This is a genomic window from Cupriavidus sp. CuC1 (assembly GCF_044627735.1).
GTDB lineage: Bacteria > Pseudomonadota > Gammaproteobacteria > Burkholderiales > Burkholderiaceae > Cupriavidus > Cupriavidus ulmosensis.
This window is the reverse complement of sequence record NZ_JBIUHC010000004.1, coordinates 42,392-58,492: the sequence shown is the minus strand read 5'-3', so window position 1 is coordinate 58,492 and position 16,101 is coordinate 42,392. Positions and strand designations below refer to the sequence as shown.

The window sequence follows — 16,101 nt, the reverse complement described above, 5'->3', positions numbered from 1 at the left end:
CGGAAGAGGAATCCGTGTCGGCTCGCGGCCGGTCGGATGCCTCAATCTGGTCTTCTGGTCTGTCTTGTCCTGGCGGATCTTATTGTGCCGGTGCCCTTTCGTTGCATTTCAGGCCCGTATCCAGGCGCAACGCCGGCGCCTGCCTGCAACCACGGGGCGATGGGCGAATCCGAATCCGCCCTGCCCCATCTCCCGTCCTGCGCGTGATCCCCGGCGGCGCTCGGCAAGGCTCGCCAAACAGTTCCATGGCGCGCCACGCCGGCCGCCCATTCACCGACCGCCCGGTCGGGAATGCGTAGCGAGTCTAGCAACAGGCCTATCCCCGGGCTAGCGGGATTAACCCGCATCGCAGCATGCAAGCGACACGGCTGCATCTTGACCCTCATCGGCCGAACGCATCCCAGGCAGTCTTCACGATCAATCCGGCCACCACCACGATGAACACGCGCCGCACGAAGGCGCTGCCGTGCTTGAGCGCGAGGCGGCTGCCGATCTGGCTGCCGGCCACGTTGGCCAAGGCCATGACCAGCCCGAGCTGCCACCAGACATGCCCCTTCGCCGCCAGCAGCAGCAAGGCCGCCAGGTTGGTGGCGAAGTTGACCACCTTGGTCGATGCCGAGGCGTGCAGGAAGTCGTACCCGAACACGCGCACGAACACGATCATCAGGAAACTGCCGGTGCCCGGCCCGAACACGCCGTCGTAAAAGCCGATCACGGCCCCCGCCAGCAAAGCCGCGGCGCGCTCCTTGGCGCCCGAGAGCGACAGTGCGTGCTCGGTACCCAGGCTCTTCTTGGCCACCGTATAGACCAGCAGGGTCACCAGGATAAAGGGCAGCGACTTGCGCAGCGGCTCCGCGGGGATCAGCGTGAGCGCGTAGGCGCCCGCCATCGAGAAGGCAAAGGCCGACAGCATCGTCGGCAAGGTCGCGCCCCAGTAGATGCGCACGCTGCGCCCATAGCGCAACGCCGCATTGGTGGTACCCGCCAGCGACGCCACCTTGCTGGTGCCGAGCAGCGTGGCCGGCGGCATATTGGGATAAGCCGAAAACAGCGCGGGGATCTGCACCAGGCCACCACCGCCGGCGACAGCATCGATCAAGCCGGCAAGAAAAGCGGCAACAGCAAGAAACGCGAATTCCATGGACGCGGGGAGACGAAAGAAGAGAAAACGGAGGAAAGGCGGTGAAACAAGCGCGGCAGGCGCGCTGAACGCGTCAGCCCAGCATCTTGGTGGCTGGTGACAAATTGCGATGCCACAGGCCGCTGGCATGCGGCTCGAAGCCCGCCGCCGCCGCCTGCGGCGCAGCCAGCAGCGCCGGCGCCAGCAACAGGTGGCGCACGCCGTGCGCGCGGCACCAGTCGGCCAGCAGGCTGCAGCAATCCAGCAGCATGGCGGCGCCCCTGTCCACCGGCACGTCACCTGCCCACCATTCGGTGGCAAGCGCCGCGAGGCCGGCAAGTTCGAGGTGAGGCATCAGCGTAACGGGCAGGCAACCGAGCAGATCCGCGCCGGCGCTGTCCTGTGCCACCACACAGGCCCCACGCTCAGGCCGGGCAAGCAGCCCCTCCAGCAGCGCCTGCCGGGCACGCGCCGCCGGCACGGGCAATGCGTGCCGTGATTGCAGCCAGGCGCCCAGACTTTGCGCATCGGCAGTACCGGCCAGGCGTATCGAGGCCGGGGGAATGGCGAATTCAGGCGAGGAAGGAATTGGAGAGGGGGAATCTGAAGGCATGGCGGGCCCGATGGCAAGGCCGCATTGTCGCATGCGCAGTCGGTGTCATTTATCGGCGATTCCGCATGGCGAAAACGTCACGCACCAGAAACGAGCATAAAAAGCGGGCATTAAAAAAGGCGTTGCCGAGGATCACCCAGCAACGCCCTTATCTTATATTGACACTGCAGCCTAGTGACTGCGCGCCTGTCGTCTCCTCGCTTCCGCCTCCATTTAACCTGCGAAAACCGTATATGGAATGTAACGAAGCGGTGCGTTTCGAGCAAGCTAGAAGAAACCCTAGCCCCAAAATCGGGCATGTCGCCCCACGATCACTCCCGGGGCTTCCCAAAGCGCGCAAGAAGCTCGCCCATGATGCCGCGGCGGAACGTCAGCACGCAGATCACGAAGATCACGCCTGTCACCATTGTGACGGATTCGCCCAGTGAGTTGAACCACTCGATGCCCGTCGTCGAGGCCAGGAAGCTGCCGATGTCGCCGAGCTTGTTTTCCAGGGCCACCACCACGAAAGCACCGACCAGCGGGCCGGAAAGCGTGCCCAGGCCGCCCACCAGCGTCATCAGGATCACCGAGCCCGACATCGACCAGTGCACGTCGGTCAGCGTGGCAAAGCCCAGCACCAGCGCCTTGATCGATCCCGCCAGCCCGGAAAGCGCCGCCGACAGCACAAACACCATCAGCTTGAAGCGATCCGTATCGTAGCCCAGCGAAATGGTGCGCGGCTCGTTTTCCTTGATCGCCTTGAGGATCTGCCCGAACGGCGAATGCACGGTCCGCACGATCAGCGCGAAGGCCGCCACGATGATCGCCAGCGCCACGTAATACAACGTCAGATCGTTGGCTAGGGACAACACCCCGAACAGCTTGCCACGCGGAATGCCCTGCAAGCCATCCTCGCCCCCGGTGTAGGGGACCTGCAGGCAGAAGAAGAACAGCATCTGCGCCAGCGCCAGCGTGATCATCGAGAAGTAGATGCCCTGCCGGCGAATCGCGATGTAGCCGACCACATACCCGATCAAGGCGCCCGCCAGCGTGCCCAGCACCAGCCCGACCTCCGGCGTGACGCCCCACACCTTCATCGCATGCCCGGCCGTATAGGCCGCGCCGCCGAAGAAGGCCGCATGGCCGAACGACAGCAGCCCGGTATAGCCGATCAGCAGGTTGAAGGCGCACGCGAACAGCGCGAAGCACAGCACCTTGAGCACGAACACCGGATACGCCCCGGCCACCGGCGCCAGGATCAGCGCTGCCAGCAACAATCCGTACAACAGTTTCTTCTGCACGCCCCGCCCCTGTCTTGTCTGCCCCGCGGCCACTGCCGCGCCGGTTGGTTGGTTCATCACTTCTCCCTCCCGAACAGCCCGGCCGGGCGCAGCATCAGCACGATCACCATGATGAAGAACACGACCGTGGAGGAGGCCTCCGGATAGAACACCTTGGTCAGGCCCTCGATCACGCCCAGGCCGAGGCCGGTGAGGATCGAGCCCATGATCGAGCCCATCCCGCCGATCACCACCACCGCGAACACGATGATGATCAGGTTCTGCCCCATCAGCGGCGAGATCTGGATCACCGGCGCCGCCAGCACGCCGGCAAACGCCGCCAGCGCCACACCGAAGCCATAGGTCAGCGTCACCATCAGCGGCACGTTGACGCCGAACGCCTCAACCAGCTTGGGGTTCTCCGTGCCGGCGCGCAGGTAGGCGCCCAGCTTGGTCTTCTCGATCAGGTACCAGGTGGAGAAGCACACCACCAGCGAGGCAGCCACCACCCACGCGCGGTAGTTCGGCAGGATCATGAAGCCGAGATCCGTGGCGCCGCTGAGCGCCTCGGGCGCCGAGTACGGCAGCCCCGACACCCCGTAGATCGAGCGGAAGATGCCTTCGATCACCAGCGTGATGCCCAGCGTCAGCAGCAGGCCGTAGATATGGTCGAGCTTGTAGATCCAGCGCAGCATGGTGCGCTCGATCACGATGCCGATCAGCGCCACCGCCAGCGGCGACAGCACCAGCATCACCCAGTAGTTGAGCCCGGCGTACTCCATGCCCATCCAGGCCAGGACCGCGCCGAGCATGAACAGCGCCCCATGGGCAAAATTGATGACGTTGAGCAGCCCGAAGATGACCGCAAGGCCAAGGCTCAACATCGCATAGAAGGCACCGTTGACCAGTCCCAGCAATAACTGGGACAGCATGGCGGGCAGAGGAATACCGAAGATGTCCATCGCAGGCGTTACCGTTTGCGCACCAGCCGGGATTGGTCGTTCCCCGCCAGGCAGGCGCTGTCAAAATGAAGCGAAGAAAGACACTGGCCCCCGCCCTCGATCCCGCTTAACAGTCAACAGCCAACAGCCAACAGCCAGCGGTCAACGGTCTCGGGCAGGGGCGCCATACCTCAATCAACTCAACGCAACTCAATTCACATGCTTACTTCTTTATCATCGCGCACTTCGATTCCGCCACCGTGGTGAAAGCCTGCTCACCCGGGATCGTGGCCACCACCTTCAGGTAGTCCCACGGCTTCTTCGATTCGGCCGGCGACTTCACCTGCATCAGGTACATGTCATGGATGCCGCGGCCGTCCTGGCGGATGTAGCCCTTGGTGTAGAAGTCGTTGATCTTCATCTTCTTCAGTTCGGCCATGACCTTGTCCGGGTCATCCGTCTTGGCTGTCTCGACGGCCTTCAGGTAGGTATGCGCAGCGGAGTAGTCGGCGGCCTGCAAGCTGCTCGGCATCTTCTTCATCTTCGCGAAGTAGCGCGTGGCGAACTTGCGGGTATCGTCGTTCATGTCCCAGTACCAGCTGTCGGTCATCAGCAGGCCTTCGGTGTTCTTCAACCCCAGGCTGTGGATGTCGTTGATGAACATCAGCAGGCCGGCGATCTTCATCGTCTTGGTGATGCCGAATTCCTTGGCCGCCTTGATCGAATTGATGGTGTCGCCGCCGGCATTGGCCAGGCCGAGGATCTGTGCCTTGGACGATTGTGCCTGCAGCAGGAAGGACGAGAAGTCGGAAGCGTTCAGCGGGTGACGAACCGAACCCACCACCGTGCCGCCGTTGGCCTTCACGACGGCCGCGGTATCGCCCTCCAGCGAGTGGCCGAAGGCGTAGTCGGCGGTCAGGAAGAACCACGACTTGCCACCCTGCTTGACCACCGCGCTGCCGGTACCCTTGGCGAGCGCCACGGTGTCATACGCATAGTGCACGGTGTACGGCGAGCACTCTTCGTTGGTCAGGCGAGCCGAGCCGGCGCCGATATTGAAGTAGACCTTCTTCTTCTCCGAGGCCACCTTGTTCATGGCCAGGCCAGTGGCGGAATTAGTGCCGCCGATCAGCGCGTCCAAGCCCTGCTGGTCCATCCACTCGCGTGCCTTCGATGCGGCGATGTCAGCCTTGTTCTGGTGATCGGCCGAAACCAGTTCGATCGGCTTGCCCAGCACCTTGCCACCGTTGTCCTCGATCGCCATCTTGATGGCTTCGAGGCCGCCCGGGCCGTCGATGTCGGCGTACAAGCCCGACATGTCGGTGATGTAGCCGATCTTGACGGTATCGCCCGAGACCTGCGCCGATGCCGAACCCATTGCCACGCCCGTTACGATAGCCGCCAGAGCGACCGCCAGCCGAGTCATCTTCATTGCCTGTCTCCTTAGTTTCGGCGGCACCTGACGCCACCCGTTCCTGCCCTAAAACAATGCCTGCGATTCATGACAGCGCCGCGCGCCGATACGAATCAGACCCCAAGCAGTTCGTTCAGCACCGGCATCTTGGCCTGCAGCTCAGCGGCCGCGAAACGCTCGACGATGGTGCCGTGTTCCATCACATAAAAGCGATCTGCCAGCGGCGCGGCAAAGCGGAAGTTCTGCTCCACCATCACCACCGTATAGCCCTTTTTCTTGAGCATCAGGATCATCCGCGCCAGCGCTTGCACGATCACGGGCGCGAGCCCCTCGGAGATCTCGTCGAGCAGCAGCAGGTTGGCCCCGGTGCGCAGGATGCGCCCGACGGCAAGCATCTGCTGCTCGCCGCCCGACAGGCGCGTGCCCTGGCTCTGGCGGCGCTCCTTCAGGTTAGGGAACATCTCGTAGATCTCGGCCTCGCTCATGCCGGTGAGCGCGCTGGTGCCCTGCCCTTTCAACAGCGGCGGCAGCATCAGGTTTTCCTCGCACGACAGGCTGGCGAAGATGCCCCGCTCTTCCGGGCAATAGCCGATGCCGCAGTGCGCGATCTTGTGCGTCGGCATGCCGATGGTCTCGGTGCCGTTGACGCGGATCGAGCCCTTGCGCTGGCCGGTGAGGCCCATGATGGCGCGCAGCGTGGTGGTGCGCCCGGCGCCGTTGCGGCCCAGCAGCGTCACCACCTCGCCGGGATTCACGGTCAGGTCCACGCCATGCAGGATGTGCGATTCGCCGTACCAGGCGTGCAGGTCCTTGATTTCTAGTGCGGGCGTTGTGCTCATCCTGGCTCCTCAGTGCGCGCCCTGCAATTCAGTTTCGACGGTGCCCATGTAGGCCTCCATCACGCGCGGGTCTTTCGATACCTCGGCGTACGGCCCCTCGGCCAGGATCGCGCCGCGCTGCAATACCGTGATCTTGTCGGCAATCGACGAGACCACGTTCATGTTGTGCTCGACCATCAGGATGGTGCGCCCCACCGCCACCTTGCGGATCAGCTCGGTGACGCGCGCCACGTCTTCGTGGCCCATGCCCTGGGTGGGCTCGTCCAGCAGCATCATCTCCGGCTCCATCGCCAGCGTGGTGGCGATCTCGAGCGCGCGCTTGCGGCCGTACGGCAGGTTGACCGTCACCGTCTGCGCCACATCGGTCAGCCCGACCTGCTCGAGCAGTTCCATGCCGCGTGCGTTGAGCGTGTCGAGCGTGCCCTCGCTGCGCCAGAAATGATAGGAAGTGCCAAGTTGCCGCTGCAGCCCGATGCGCACGTTCTCCAGCACCGTCAGGTGCGGGAATACAGCAGAGATCTGGAACGACCGGATCACGCCGCGCCGGGCGATCTGCGCCGGTTTCTCGCGGGTGATGTCGATGCCGTTGAACAGGATCGTGCCCGTGGTCGGCTCGAGGAACTTGGTCAGCAGGTTGAAGCAGGTGGTCTTGCCGGCGCCGTTGGGGCCGATCAAGGCATGGATGGCACCGCGCCGCACCTTGAGGTTGACGTCGCTTACCGCGGTGAACCCCTTGAACTCCTTGGTGAGGTTCCGCGTTTCCAGGATCGTTTCTTGCTGATTCATGATCTCCTGCCCGCCCTCTTGCTGCGGCGCCGGCTTCTGGTCGGCACCGCCAAATGGTCAGAACTGTGGTGCCGGTCGCACCACCACCGCACAGGTCGCGCCAATCCAGTCGCGCTCCCGTGACTGTTGCGGCTTTCGCGCCGCTTGGATTGATTTGCTGCCTTTATTGCTGCTGGATGCCCGCCGCGCCGCGCCCTCCCGGAACGCGCGACGCGCCCTTGGGGGGGCGCGCCAATGTGAGCAGTGCTGCACGGCATCTCGGCGTCTATTGTGTGCGTCTGCTGCGTCGCAAAACATCCGGGTTTGCACTGATTATGAAACATGAACCAGATGTCAGGTCTGTGTCGCAGCTCCCGCTTTGGCATTCGCCGTGGCGCCGGCAGCTGCCGGGCTGGCAATTACCGTTGCCGCGGCGCTGGCAGCGTCCGTCCCGGCCATGCGCCGGCGCCGGTCTTCGCGGATCATGTCGCTGGCACGCTCCGCGATCATGATGGTCGGCGAGTTGGTGTTGCCCGAGGTGATCAGCGGCATGATCGATGCATCGACCACGCGCAGGCCGTCGATGCCGATCACGCGCAGGCGCTGGTCCACCACTGCCTCGGGATCATCGGGACGGCCCATGCGGCAGGTGCCCACCGGATGGAAGATGGTGGTGCCGATCTCGCTCGCGGCCTGGGCCAGTTGCTCGTCGGTCTCGAACGCCGGGCCCGGCAGCCATTCCTGCGGCTTGTAGGGCGCGAGCGCGGGCGACGCCACGATGCGCCGCGTCAGCCGCAGCGAATCCGCCGCGACCTTGCGGTCGGCGTCGGTCGTCAGGTAATTGGGCGCGATCACCGGCGCGTGGCGGAAATCCGGATCGGCGATGTGCACGCTGCCGCGCGAGGTCGGGCGCAGGTTGCACACGCTGGCCGTGAAGGCGTTGAAGCGATGCAGCGGATCGCCGAACTTGTCGAGCGATAGCGGCTGCACGTGGTACTCGAGGTTGGGCCGCGCATACGATGCATCCGAGCGCGCGAATGCGCCGAGCTGCGACGGCGCCATGCTCATCGGCCCGCTCTGGTTGATCGCGTACTGCAGGCCGATGCCGAGCTTGCCCCACCAGCTGCCCGCGCGCGTGTTGAGCGTGCGCACGCCCTCCACCTTGACCACGCTGCGCAGCTGCAGGTGATCCTGCAGGTTTTCGCCCACGCCGGGCAAGACATGGCGCACCGCGATGCCCAAAGCCTGCAGCCGCTCGGGCTGGCCGATGCCGGACAGCTCCAGCAACTGCGGCGTATTGACCGCGCCCGCCGCCAGGATGACTTCCTCGCGCGCTGCCGCTGTGAATGGCTTGCCCCCGCCGAGATAGTCCACGCCGCTGCAGCGGCGTCCCTCGAACGTCAGCGCGCTCACCTGAGCGCCGGTGACGATGGTCAGGTTGGGGCGCTCGGCCGCGCGGCGCAGGAACGCCTTCGCGGTATTCCAGCGGATGCCGCGGCGCTGGTTGACTTCGAAATAGCCCACGCCAAAGTTGTCGCCGCGATTGAAGTCATCGGTGCGCGGGATGCCGGCCTGCTCGGCGGCATCCATAAAGCGCTCCAGGATGTCCCAGCGCAAGCGCTGCCCTTCCACGCGCCATTCGCCACCCGCGCCGTGGAATTCGTCGCCGCCGCGATGATGGTCCTCGCTACGCTTGAACAGCGGCAGCACATTCTCCCAGCACCAGCCGTCGTCGCCCGCGAGGCGCGCCCAGTCGTCATAGTCTTCGCGCTGCCCGCGCATATAGATCATGCCGTTGATCGACGACGAACCACCCAGCACGCGGCCGCGCGGGTAGCCCAGCGAGCGGCCGCCCAGGCCGGCTTCTGCCACGGTGCGGTACATCCAGTCGGTGCGCGGGTTGCCGATGCAATACAGGTAGCCCACCGGGATGTGGATCCAGTGGTAGTCGTCGCGCCCGCCGGCTTCAAGCAGCAGCACGCTCACTTCGGGGTCCTGGGTCAGGCGGTTGGCCAGCACGCAGCCGGCCGATCCGGCGCCGACGATGATGTAGTCGTAAGTCTCCATGCTGTCTCTTGTCAGGCCTTGCGCCGCGTTTGGAAAGGTTGATGATGGGCCCGCGCGGGAACATCCCGCCAGGATTGCAAATGCATGCGTCCATGCGCGGCATGCCGAACTTGGGCCGTGGATGCGCGCAATGGTTCAGGTGGTGCCATCCAGGGACACATCATGCACGCTCACGCCGCCTGCGGTTGCAGATGCTTGCGCAGCCAGTCGGTGAGCGCGGCGAATACCTCGCCGCGCAGCGGCTGCGCCTCGTTGAAGAGCTCGTGGTAGCCGGAGTCGAACCAGCGCGCCTCGCGCAGGTCGGGCGGCGCGTTGTCGAAAAAACGTCGGCTGCCCGCCGGGTCGACGATGCGATCGTCGCCCGCCACCAGCATCAGCGTGGGCGCTTCCAGCAAAGGCGCATCGGTTTGCGCCTGCGCCATGCCACGCACGAACGTCTCCAGCACGCCGGCGCTGATGGTGCCCTGCACCAACGGATCGGCGCGGTACTGCGCCACCATCGCCGCGTCGTGCGACAGGTAGCGCGCATCGATCGGGTTGGGCACGCGCAGGCGCGGCACCAGCGTCAGCAGCATGCGGTGCAGGGCCAGCATCGGGCCGGACAGCCTCAAGGCCAGCGCCGGCGATGACAGCACGAGCGCGCGGATCGGCCGCACGCGCGCGGTGGCAAAGCGCGCCGCCACCAGCCCGCCCATGCTGTGCCCCAGCAGGAACGGCAGCTCCTTCCACTGGCCCACCGCAGCGTCGTGGATTTCAGTGAGGTCTTCGACAAACACATCCGGATGCTCTGCCACCATGCGCGGACCGCCGCTCGCGCCATGGCCGCGCTGGTCGTAGCCGCGCACGCGCAGGCCAAGGCCGCACAGCAACTCGGCCACGTGCTGGTAGCGGCCGCAATGCTCGGCCAGGCCGTGCACCAGCAACAGCGAGCCCGTGGGTTCCGGGAACAAGTCGGGATCGGGCTGCCAGGTACGCAAGAGCAGCTCCGTGCCGTCGCGCATGCGCTGGCGGCTTTCGATGGGGGCAACGGGCCGCGCAGCGGCCGCCACGCCAGGGCCGGCACCATCGGCGGCAGGCTGGACGGAGGCAGCGGTACTCGGTCGATCCATTCGGTTGATCTCCATCTGTGTTCCGCTACGGTGCCGCTGGCATCCACCGACTAGGAGGCCGCGGTTCTGTCCTCGCCGTGACGATGGCAGGCCCGCACCGCGCCATCGCCGCCCTTTTCCACTTCCTCCGGCTCCAGGCCTGACCCCGCCTGCGCCATATCCGCGAGGATCGGGCAGTCGGGCCGCGCATCGCCGCTGCAGGCCTCGGCCAGCTGGCGCAGCGTGTCACGCATGGCGGCAAGCTCGGCAATGCGCTGTTCCAGGTCCGCCACGTGGCGCAAGGTGAGCGCCTTGACGTCGGCGCTGGCCCGCGCGCGGTCGTGCCACAGCGACAGCAAGCCGCGTATCTCGTCCAGCGAGAACCCGAGATTACGGGCACGCCGCACGAAGCGCAAGGTGTGCACCGCGCGCGCGTCGTAGCGGCGGTAGCCGCCCTCGCTGCGCGGCGGCGGCGCCAGCAAGCCGATGGACTCGTAGTGCCGGATCATCTTGGCGGAGACGCCGGAAGCCTGTGCCGCTTCACCGATATTCATGCTTGCTCTCCCGCCGGCTTCCAGCGCCGCAGCAGCAGCGCATTGCCGACCACGCTCACGCTGGAGAATGCCATGGCCGCGCCGGCCACCACCGGGTTGAGCAGGCCGGCCGCCGCCAGCGGGATGCCGATCACATTGTAGAAGAAGGCCCAGAACAGGTTCTCGCGAATCTTGCGCACCGTGCGGTGCGAGATCGCCAGCGCGTCGGCCACCAGCGCCGGGTCCCCGCGCATCAGCGTGATGCCAGCAGCATGCATGGCCACATCGGTGCCGGTCGACATGGCAATGCCGACATCCGCCGCGGCCAGCGCCGGCGCATCGTTGATGCCGTCGCCCACCATCGCCACCACGGTGCCGCCCGCCTTGAGCGCGTTCACGCGCTCGGCCTTGTCGGCCGGCAGTACTTCCGCCTGCACCTCGTCCAGCCCGAGCGTCTCGGCCACGCGCGCGGCCGCGCCCTTGTTGTCGCCGGACAGCATCACCGTGCGCACGCCGGCGGCGCGCAGCCGTTCGATCGCGCGCCGCGCGCCGGGCTTGATGGCGTCGCCAAAGGCAACCAGCCCCACCACGCGGTTTTGCGCAGGCGCCGCATCCTGCGCGCCCGTCTCGATCAGCCAGGACACCGTGCGGCCCGCTTGCTGCAGTGCTTGCGCCTGCGCTTCGAGCGTACCCGCCGCTGCGCCCAGCGACGCTCGCAGGCGCTCGCTGCCAAGCTGCAACGCCACGCCATCGACCTTGCCGGACAAGCCCATGCCGGGCAAAGCGCGCACATCGGTAGCCGTCGGCGCGTGGATGCCGCGCGCGCGTGCCGCTGCCAGCACCGCGTGCGCCAGCGGATGCTCGCTGCCGGCCTGCAGCGCGGCCAGGCGCGCCAGCAAGCGTTGCTCTTCCACGTCGCCGGCACCCGCCGGCACGGCCAGCGCCACCACTTCCGGCTTGCCTACGGTGAGCGTGCCGGTCTTGTCGAACGCCACCACCATGACCCGGTGCGCCACTTCCAGCGCCTCGGCGTCCTTGATCAGGATGCCGGCGCGGGCACCCGCGCCGGTGCCCGCCATGATCGCGGTCGGCGTGGCCAGGCCGAGCGCGCACGGGCAGGCGATCACCAGCACCGCCACCGCGTTGAGCAAGGCAACCTCCCAGTTGCCACCGAGCAGGCCCCAACCCAGCAACGTGACCAGCGCGATGCCCAGCACCACCGGCACGAACACCGCGCTGACGCGGTCGACCATGCGCTGGATCGGCGCCTTGGCGGCTTGCGCGTGCTCGACCATGCGGATGATGCGCGCCAGCACCGTCTCGGCGCCCACCGCCACCGTACGCGCCACCAGGCGGCCTTCATAGTTGATGGCGCCGCCGGTCAGCAACGCGCCAGGCGCCTTCGGTACCGGCAGGCTTTCGCCGGTCAGCATCGATTCATCGGCATGGCTGCTGCCTTCGATCACCTTGGCGTCCACCGGCACGCGTGCGCCCGGCAGCACCACGATTTCGTCGCCGACCCGCACCGAGCCCAGCGGCACGCTGACCTCAGCGCCGTCGCGGCGCACGATCGCGCTATCGGGGCGCAGCGCGGCCAGCGCGCGGATGGCGTCCGCCGTCTGGCGCTTGGCGCGGGTTTCCAGCCACTTGCCCAGGCGCACCAGCGTGATGACCACTGCCGCGCTTTCGAAGTACAGGTGCGGCATGCCGTGCGCGCCGCGCCACATCAGCCACAAGGACAAGCCGTAAGCCGCCGAGGTACCGAGCGCGACCAGCAGATCCATATTGCCCGCGCCCGCACGCACCGCCTTGAAGCCGGCCTTGTAGAAACGCCAGCCAAACACAAACTGCACCGGCGTGGCCAGCAGCCACTGCACCCAGGCCGGCAGCATCCAGTGCACGCCGAACCATTCAGCCACCATGGGCGCCACCAGCGGCAGCGAAAGCGCCGCCGAGATCGCCACCGGCCACGGCCCGGACCAGAAGCCTTCGCCCGGCACAGCCCCAGCCGGCAAGTCGCCCGTCACCGGCACCGCGCCATAGCCGGCGCGCGCCACCGCCGCGGCCAGCGCATCGGCATCCACGGCGCCGCGCAGCACCGTCACCTCGGCCTGCTCCGTTGCCAGGTTGACCTGCGCATCCACCACGCCCGGCACGGCTTTCAGCGCACGCTCGACACGCGCCACGCAGGACGCGCAGGTCATGTCGCTGATGGACAAGGTCATGGCCTGGTGCGGCACCTCGTAGCCGGCGGCCTTGACGGCCTCTGCGGCGGCCGGCAGCACGGCGCCGCTATCGGCTTGCAGCGTGGCTTCTTCGGTGGCGAGGTTGACGGCGACCTGACGCACGCCAGGCACCTTGCCAAGCGCGGTCTCGACGCGCCGCACGCACGAGGCGCACGTCATGCCGCCGATCGGCAGCCGCCATTCGGAGGCCTGCGCGTCTGCTGCGGCGCCGGGTAAGGGAAGGAGTTGGGAATTCGCGGGCATGGCAGGGATCAAGTCCACAGTGATGACAACCACATCATGGACCTTACCATGTTGGGAAGGTCAAGCCCGGTTGCAAGCCACGCGTTCATCACGCGCGGTGCGCAGGAACGATTGGAAAAGGCCTTGCGCTTCCCACGGTGGGAAGGTGCAAACTTCAGGGGTAGACAAAAAGTCCGGCCCGGCCAGCGCAGCGACAGGTACGCTTTTTGGACGGCCGGGCGCTTACCTTGATTTCGTACCCCAGGTACCAACAGGAGATTCCAGATGATCCAGTTCCAGGTTGAAGGCATGTCGTGCGGCCATTGCGTGGGCGCCATCACGCGCGCCGTGCAAGCCCTCGATCCCGCCGCGAAAGTGTCGGCCGACATCCCAGCGCAGGCAGTTTCGATAGAGGCCACCGCCAGCGGCCAAGCGCTGCGCGAGGCCATCGAGGCAGCGGGCTATCCCGTCAAGGGCAGCACCCAGGCCGCGGGCTGAGCCGGCAAGCCGCGCAAAGCAAAACGGGCGCCTTGGCGCCCGTTTTGTCATCTGGCGGACCGCTTAGAAGCGGTAGCCGACGTTCAGGTAGGTCACCACCGGATCGATCTTGATCTTGGTATGCGACACAACCGTAGCATTGCCCGCCGCACCCGCGTTCTGGGTGGTGAGCGTGGCCGTGCTGGACAGCGGCAGGTAGGACACCGACAGGCCGACGAACCAGTTATCGGTGACGGCGTAGTTCGCGCCGACATTGAACACCGGATTCCACGAGCTCTTGGCGCTCGCCGTCATCCTGGCGTTCGGGCCAAACTCGGAGCGCACGAAAGTCTGGTTGCTGATGGTCTCGTCGGTGAACCACGTGTAGTTCGCGCCAAGGCCCACGTAGGGGCGGAACTTGGTCTTCGCTTCCCCGAAGTAGTACTTCACCAGTACCGCCGGGCTCCATTGCTTCACATTGCCCAGCGTGCCGTATTTGGCAAACGTGCCAGCGCCCTCCACATCGTGCTTCGGTGGAATCCCCACGACAAATTCACCTGCGATATTGTCGGTAAAGAAGTGCGTGAACGCGATGCCAAGCGTATCCGCGGACTTGATCTTGGCACTCGTGCCGGCTTCGGTCTGGTTGACGGGGAAGCCGCCGATGCTATCGACGACCAGCGCATCGGCGGAACTCGTCGGCATCACGCGGAACCAGCCCAGGCTGACAATATTGCTGCCGGCGCTTTGCGCTTGCGCGGCACCGGCAGCTAGCATGGCTACGCTGGCCAGCAGGATCTTCTTGGGGGACATGCCTCTACTCCTTGTTAACTCTCTACCCGAAGCAGGCATTATCCCGTCTGGTGTGACCCCTCTGTTTCAAACGCTTAACACTTTTGTAGAAGCCCGCCCCTAAAGCACGGGTTAACCATTAAAAACACAGGCAAACAAGCCAAACTGGCCGTGCAAACTGTGTGCAATTTGCGACGCTCGCCGGCCAGGAAACCTGCTGCGCGGCATAGGCCTACTCGCCTCAAGGGAATTACGCCGTGCCAGCGCTCGCCAGCACGCATGCCGCCAGGTCCCACAGGGCGTAACCAACACTCTTGAAGACCAGCGGGCTGCCGCGGCGCGCGCGCAGCGCGTCCGCGGCGAGGATGGCATGCTCGAAGGGCTGCACGGTGGCCCAATCGATGCCCGCCTGCAGCAGGTCGCCCGCCTCCTCCTCGATGCCGAACAAGGTGTCGGCCAGCAGCCGGCCATGCGCCGAGGCTGCCTGGCAAAGCGCCGGCGGCAGCTCGCACATCTCCGGGCGGAACGCGCCCACCGCAGCGATGAAATGATCGTCGCGCCACAAGCCGCTATCCAGGTCCGGCAGCACCGGCACCAGGCTGGACGTCACCGTCACCACCATCGACACGCGGGGCAATACGGCGCTCACGTCATCCACCGCCTGCGCCTCCACGCCCAGCGTGCGCGCATGCGCGGCGAGGGCTTCGGCCTTGGCAGCCGTGCGCGAATGCAGCCACACGCGGCGCGGCGAGAGCCCGGCGACAAAGGCTTCGAGATGGGTCATTGCCTGCACGCCGGCACCGATGATCAACAGCTCGCCAGCGGGATCCGGCGCGAAGCACTGCGCCGCCAGCAACGACACGGCGGCCGTGCGCCGGCCCGTCACGGTGGGCCCGTCCAGCAGCGCCAGCCGGCGTCCGGTATGGGCGTCGGCCACCACCACCTCGCCGAGGATATTGGGCAGGCCGCGCTGCGGATTGCCAGGGTGCACGGTGATGTTCTTGGTCATCACCAGTTCCCTGTTGCGCGCCGGCATCACCAGCAGCGTGCCTTCGCCGCCGGCTGGATCCCCAACGGCCAACGCAATGCGCGGCGGCGCCATGGCCGTGCCCGCGCGCAGCTCGGCCAGCATGCCGGCAATGGCACGGGCCAGCGCGGGATAAGGCAGGCGGGCCGCCGTCTGGGCGGCGTCTAGCAGGGCAACGGACATGGCGGGTGGCTCCGGAGGCGGTTCGCGATGCTGGATTATCCGTGAACTCGCCGCCGGCCCCACACGCGCTACAGGTTCAGCAGGTTCAGCACGTTCAGCGCGCCAGCAAGGACATTGCCTGTTCCGGATAACGCGTACCCACTACTGCGTCCGCCGGAAACACGGCGTCGATGGCCGCCATGTCGGCCGCGTCCAGCGGTGTACGGGCCATATATATCAGCCGCATCAATAAGATTAACGCCGTGATCAAGCACATGATTAATCGTGCGAATGGACTCGACGTCGTCGTGCGCGCCGTAGAACTCGCTCATGCCTCACAATCGGGCTGCCCGTTCAAGCCGGACACGGCGGGATTTCATCCCGGACTCTCCCGGCGGGACAGGCAGTCGACCAGCACCCGCAGCTTCGGCAACATGTGCCGGCTCGATGGCCACAACATCCAGAATGTGCCCTGCACCACGTTGAACGTATCCAGCGCGGTCACCAGGCGCTTGTCGCGCAGCGCCAACGCC

16 protein-coding genes are annotated in these 16,101 nt (G+C 66.1%); 1 reads left to right on the top strand and 15 read right to left on the bottom strand.

The window, feature by feature from the left end:
- Positions 1 to 382 precede the first annotated feature (382 nt).
- From ACGLHR_RS02600 to ACGLHR_RS02550, 11 genes are all read right to left on the bottom strand, one after another.
- Complete coding sequence (locus tag ACGLHR_RS02600) at positions 383 to 1,141, bottom strand: sulfite exporter TauE/SafE family protein (protein WP_400091670.1); 759 nt, start codon at positions 1,139 to 1,141, stop codon at positions 383 to 385.
- Between the two features lie 73 nt (positions 1,142 to 1,214).
- The gene (locus ACGLHR_RS02595) at positions 1,215 to 1,733 is read right to left on the bottom strand and encodes a hypothetical protein (RefSeq protein ID WP_400091668.1); all 519 of its coding nucleotides are present in this window, start codon (positions 1,731 to 1,733) and stop codon (positions 1,215 to 1,217) included.
- Between the two features lie 311 nt (positions 1,734 to 2,044).
- A complete protein-coding gene (locus ACGLHR_RS02590) occupies positions 2,045 to 3,073 on the bottom strand; it encodes a branched-chain amino acid ABC transporter permease (RefSeq protein ID WP_267604806.1) in 1,029 nt (342 codons plus the stop codon).
- The gene (locus ACGLHR_RS02585) at positions 3,073 to 3,957 is read right to left on the bottom strand and encodes a branched-chain amino acid ABC transporter permease (protein WP_043350832.1); all 885 of its coding nucleotides are present in this window, start codon (positions 3,955 to 3,957) and stop codon (positions 3,073 to 3,075) included. Before ACGLHR_RS02585 ends, ACGLHR_RS02590 begins: the two co-directional genes overlap by 1 nt.
- Positions 3,958 to 4,159: 202 nt before the next feature.
- Positions 4,160 to 5,368 (bottom strand): ABC transporter substrate-binding protein, encoded by a 1,209-nt coding sequence (locus ACGLHR_RS02580; RefSeq protein ID WP_400091665.1) that lies wholly within the window; start codon positions 5,366 to 5,368, stop codon positions 4,160 to 4,162.
- Between the two features lie 95 nt (positions 5,369 to 5,463).
- Positions 5,464 to 6,189: an ABC transporter ATP-binding protein gene (locus ACGLHR_RS02575; protein WP_267604808.1), complete on the bottom strand. Its 726-nt coding sequence runs from the start codon at positions 6,187 to 6,189 to the stop codon at positions 5,464 to 5,466.
- Between the two features lie 9 nt (positions 6,190 to 6,198).
- A complete protein-coding gene (locus ACGLHR_RS02570) occupies positions 6,199 to 6,975 on the bottom strand; it encodes an ABC transporter ATP-binding protein (RefSeq protein WP_267604809.1) in 777 nt (258 codons plus the stop codon).
- A 333-nt stretch (positions 6,976 to 7,308) separates the two neighbouring features.
- Positions 7,309 to 9,021, bottom strand: a complete 1,713-nt coding sequence (locus tag ACGLHR_RS02565) for a GMC family oxidoreductase (RefSeq protein WP_400091662.1) — start codon at positions 9,019 to 9,021, stop codon at positions 7,309 to 7,311.
- A 170-nt stretch (positions 9,022 to 9,191) separates the two neighbouring features.
- Positions 9,192 to 10,130 carry a lysophospholipase gene (locus ACGLHR_RS02560; protein ID WP_400091660.1) on the bottom strand — a complete coding sequence of 313 codons (939 nt, stop codon included), beginning with the start codon at positions 10,128 to 10,130 and terminating at the stop codon, positions 9,192 to 9,194.
- Between the two features lie 50 nt (positions 10,131 to 10,180).
- The gene (cueR, locus tag ACGLHR_RS02555; protein ID WP_400091659.1) at positions 10,181 to 10,663 is read right to left on the bottom strand and encodes a Cu(I)-responsive transcriptional regulator; all 483 of its coding nucleotides are present in this window, start codon (positions 10,661 to 10,663) and stop codon (positions 10,181 to 10,183) included.
- Positions 10,660 to 13,131 (bottom strand): heavy metal translocating P-type ATPase, encoded by a 2,472-nt coding sequence (locus ACGLHR_RS02550; RefSeq protein ID WP_400091657.1) that lies wholly within the window; start codon positions 13,129 to 13,131, stop codon positions 10,660 to 10,662. Before ACGLHR_RS02550 ends, cueR begins: the two co-directional genes overlap by 4 nt.
- A 264-nt stretch (positions 13,132 to 13,395) precedes the next feature.
- Between ACGLHR_RS02550 and ACGLHR_RS02545 the strand changes: the two genes are divergently transcribed.
- Positions 13,396 to 13,608, top strand: coding sequence for a heavy-metal-associated domain-containing protein (locus ACGLHR_RS02545; protein ID WP_400091655.1), 213 nt, complete (start codon positions 13,396 to 13,398; stop codon positions 13,606 to 13,608).
- A 63-nt stretch (positions 13,609 to 13,671) separates the two neighbouring features.
- On the opposite strand, the gene ACGLHR_RS02540 is transcribed toward ACGLHR_RS02545, so the two are convergent.
- The 4 genes from ACGLHR_RS02540 to ACGLHR_RS02525 all read right to left on the bottom strand — a co-directional run bounded on the left by ACGLHR_RS02540 (position 13,672) and on the right by ACGLHR_RS02525 (position 16,097).
- A complete protein-coding gene (locus ACGLHR_RS02540) occupies positions 13,672 to 14,400 on the bottom strand; it encodes an OmpW family protein (protein ID WP_400091652.1) in 729 nt (242 codons plus the stop codon).
- A 229-nt stretch (positions 14,401 to 14,629) separates the two neighbouring features.
- On the bottom strand, positions 14,630 to 15,589 hold the full coding sequence (locus ACGLHR_RS02535; RefSeq protein ID WP_318233551.1) for a delta(1)-pyrroline-2-carboxylate reductase family protein: 960 nt from the start codon (positions 15,587 to 15,589) through the stop codon (positions 14,630 to 14,632).
- A gap of 68 nt (positions 15,590 to 15,657) precedes the next feature.
- Positions 15,658 to 15,900 (bottom strand): hypothetical protein, encoded by a 243-nt coding sequence (locus ACGLHR_RS02530; protein WP_400091650.1) that lies wholly within the window; start codon positions 15,898 to 15,900, stop codon positions 15,658 to 15,660.
- Between the two features lie 44 nt (positions 15,901 to 15,944).
- Positions 15,945 to 16,097, bottom strand: coding sequence for a hypothetical protein (locus ACGLHR_RS02525; RefSeq protein WP_400091649.1), 153 nt, complete (start codon positions 16,095 to 16,097; stop codon positions 15,945 to 15,947).
- Positions 16,098 to 16,101: the final 4 nt, after the last annotated feature.